The following is a 3079-nucleotide window of genomic DNA, read 5'->3' on the forward strand; positions in this document are numbered from 1 at the left end:
CTGCATCAAAATAATCGTCATCCCCATCTCCCCACAGCTGACAATCTGATCATCTGTGGGTTAATTATATCTAAGTGGGGGAATTTTCAATGACTCTCCTGGGGTACTTTTAGATTACTATATACATTTCTGGATTCCCAGCAACTCAATTACATCTGAAACAAGTAGCATAAAGTAATCAATACCATCAATGGAGCCACTGGTACGCTCTCTGATCGAATCAATGTTTATTCCAATCTCTCCATGACGGCAGCCTAAAGCAAGATCTCCAAGGTAAACAGAGCATCTTGCGAGGTCGTCATAGAAGTCAGACACGTCACATGTTTCATACTTTGATACATCAGTAAATAAATAGTGTTTGCGATCATCCATAACGCAGTCCCTGATGTTAACCGAAAGCCACACAGGACGTATCTGACTGTCTGGATCGTGATCATAATAAAGTGTGTTCAAAAGTATTTCACCCCTGTCTGGCGAGACAGCTGGCCCATAATTCTTTTCGTTTCGTCGCAGCACTTATCAAGGCTGAAGGGAGAGAAGACAGGGTGATACTGCTGCCGGCGACGCTGCTGTTCGAAAAAAGTCTTTGTGCGTATGTCCTCGATCCGAGTGTAAGCCAGATCCCGGTTTACATGAAACTCATCCATGATACTTTTTACCGTGTTTGCTTTTGAAAAATCGATCATATGAAAGGGGATAGAGGCGTACATAACGAACAGATTTGCATCTGCTTCCTGCATTTTGCGGAATGATTCCGGCATATTGCATTGATCGCCAGCGTGTCTCAGAAGATGGCCCAACTCATGGAAGAATTCTATCCGTTTCTGGACAGTACTGGCCTTGCTGTCACCGACTATGTAGGCTTCCGATCTTTCGGCTACCTGAAAGGAGTAAGCGCGACCTGGCCAGTTGAAATAATAAATATTAAAAGCTTTTGCGATTCGTTCTGGTACCAGATCAGAAGGATAGAGAAGTCAGCAGCAATGAATGCATCTGATACCCATTGTTCAATCGTTGGAGGGGAATATGGCTTTTTCAATGATGTCAGCTCCTATAAGGGAATGTATGTTCTTATTTTAGGGCAAAAAGAAAAGCCCGTAAAGGGCTTAATTTAATTGCAGTATAGATTAAAAGTGCATATTCAATTTGCGCATCATTTCGAAAGTACCCATATAAGGAACATGAAACGCTTCGCAAACATTAGGTATTTTTACTCTTTTTTTGCAATTTGAGTCGTATTTCTCTTGAGTTACAACAGTACAACTATACGCGTGTGCGAAGGCAATAATCCAGCTATCACAAATTCTGCCGAATTCTTCTTTAGCATAGTCTTTGATACTGTTTTGTTTCATTACCCAATCAATTATCTGTACGTAAGAAGATATTACTTTAGTATCATTTGTAGATTTACACCAAGTGTCAATTTTCATATCGGCCCATTTTTTTAACGGGTCATCTTTATTGTACGAATCAATTTCTTGCTTCGCTCGGTCAATAGTTAAAATCTTACCACGTTTGGCCTGTTCAACGATGAGTTTCCAAAAAGAAGGAGCCAAATCAAATGAATAGTAGGTTTTATACGCTTGTACAAAGATATTGGTGTCAAGAACATAGAGGGGACTTGATGACATTAAATACCCTCCGATTCAATGCGTTTCGCAAATTCAGTATAAGCTTTACTCTTCAAACCAGTTAGCCGATATGCTTCTCGATATAAAATGTTTCCTTCTTGAGCTTCAGTGATAACAGCTTGAGCGAATCGTCGACCGACACGATAATTCTGTACTGCATAAAAGTTTCCACCGGATTGTTTCTTGTGATTCAACTTCTCTTGTTCTAGCCTTTCAAAGTGATGGTTATAAAAATCAAAAAAGTCATCTCTAGTGATAAAATCTAAGTCAAGCGCTCTTCTAGCTATTACAATCTCGCTTACTTTAAAGTGCTTAGCTAGTTGCTGATATTTATGATTTTCGGTTACAGTGAACCAATAGTAGCGAAATTCATTTTCTGGAGCCAAAAATTCAGCTGCTATTTCATTACATTTTAACTCAATGATGTTATTAGAAGGGTGAAGTGCTTTTAAATCAAATGCTGCACTTTTACCTAGCCATACATGAGCCAATTCATGAGCTAGAGTAAACATTTGTGCGGCTTTCCCGTCTTTTCCGTTAATAAATATTAGAGGAGCGTAATCATCAATAAGAACAAATCCTCGAAATTCGTCAACATTTAAAGGTCTGCGAGTATTGTTACCGACGATACCATTTATAACAACCAAAATGCCTGCTTTTTCAGTTCTGGCTAATAATAAGTGGAAAGCACTTTCCCATGATGAACATTCATTTGCCCATCCACTAGATAGCTTTAATGTTTTTTTGATTTCCTCTGCAACTTTCTGAGTTGATTTTTCACTAGTCACTGATCCCACAAAGTCCAGCCTCGAATTACCTACCTCAATAAGATAATCATGCATCCAGTCTTTACGGGTTTCCATAGTTTTAACAGTTTCCATGAGCTCAGAACTAGGCGCGTTTGTATTTCGATTTTTAACAGTACGGTAATGTGGGATAGGTAATTTCTCTAGTGGGGGTTCTTTTAGAAACATAAATCCAAAAGGGACATATGTTTTTATTGCCAATTTCTCCAATTGATTAATCGTAGGTTGACTTGTTTGATTAATCCATTCGCGTAGTTTGGGGAAGTCAGCAAATAATTTTTCTGGACTTTTTACTCTTCCTACTGCCCACTCCAGTATTGCTGAACTCACTTCAACCTTAACCATCTGAAACCCTCCTCTCAATACATATAATATACGATTGTAGACTAAATTATAAGGTACTATTAGGGATAAATGAGCAGAAGCGTATACTTTTATCATGGTTTTATCCTCCTCCCAATTATAATTGGCCTAATCTTTTTAAATACGAGCCCAAATGTCCACTTTTATTTTCAGAAATGTGATAGCTTATGGGCGCCAAACAACGAGTTAAGTCCTTATAATTGTGTAAAAAGGGTTATCTGAATATGGGAAAATGAGCAGGTATTCTGTTTCTCTGGAGGGGGCTGGCCAGCCCCCTCC

Annotated in this window: 4 protein-coding genes; 1 reads left to right on the forward strand and 3 read right to left on the reverse strand. The window is 38.9% G+C overall.

All coding sequences use genetic code 11. From position 1 onward, the window contains the following. Positions 1 to 449: 449 nt before the first annotated feature. Positions 450 to 923, reverse strand: coding sequence for an ImmA/IrrE family metallo-endopeptidase (locus tag D889_RS15935; RefSeq protein ID WP_345938779.1), 474 nt, complete (start codon positions 921 to 923; stop codon positions 450 to 452). Between D889_RS15935 and D889_RS0114680 the strand changes: the two genes are divergently transcribed. Next, a complete protein-coding gene (locus D889_RS0114680) occupies positions 804 to 1115 on the forward strand; it encodes a hypothetical protein (protein ID WP_010632947.1) in 312 nt (103 codons plus the stop codon). The two genes, D889_RS15935 and D889_RS0114680, sit on opposite strands and share 120 nt — an antisense overlap. A 12-nt stretch (positions 1116 to 1127) precedes the next feature. On the opposite strand, the gene D889_RS0114685 is transcribed toward D889_RS0114680, so the two are convergent. After that, positions 1128 to 1631, reverse strand: a complete 504-nt coding sequence (locus D889_RS0114685; protein ID WP_010632948.1) for a DUF4411 family protein — start codon at positions 1629 to 1631, stop codon at positions 1128 to 1130. Then, a complete protein-coding gene (locus tag D889_RS0114690) occupies positions 1631 to 2782 on the reverse strand; it encodes an ImmA/IrrE family metallo-endopeptidase (protein WP_018962465.1) in 1152 nt (383 codons plus the stop codon). Before D889_RS0114690 ends, D889_RS0114685 begins: the two co-directional genes overlap by 1 nt. Positions 2783 to 3079 lie beyond the last annotated feature (297 nt).

The organism is Sporolactobacillus vineae DSM 21990 = SL153 (assembly GCF_000377985.1).
GTDB lineage: Bacteria > Bacillota > Bacilli > Bacillales > Sporolactobacillaceae > Sporolactobacillus > Sporolactobacillus vineae.

Bases quoted from the DNA above. Each gene is read 5' to 3' on its own strand.
- D889_RS0114680 (WP_010632947.1), top strand. From the start codon at position 804: ATGGAAGAATTCTATCCGTTTCTGGACAGTACTGGCCTTGCTGTCACC.
- D889_RS0114685 (WP_010632948.1), bottom strand. From the start codon at position 1,631: ATGTCATCAAGTCCCCTCTATGTTCTTGACACCAATATCTTTGTACAA.
- D889_RS0114690 (WP_018962465.1), bottom strand. From the start codon at position 2,782: ATGGTTAAGGTTGAAGTGAGTTCAGCAATACTGGAGTGGGCAGTAGGA.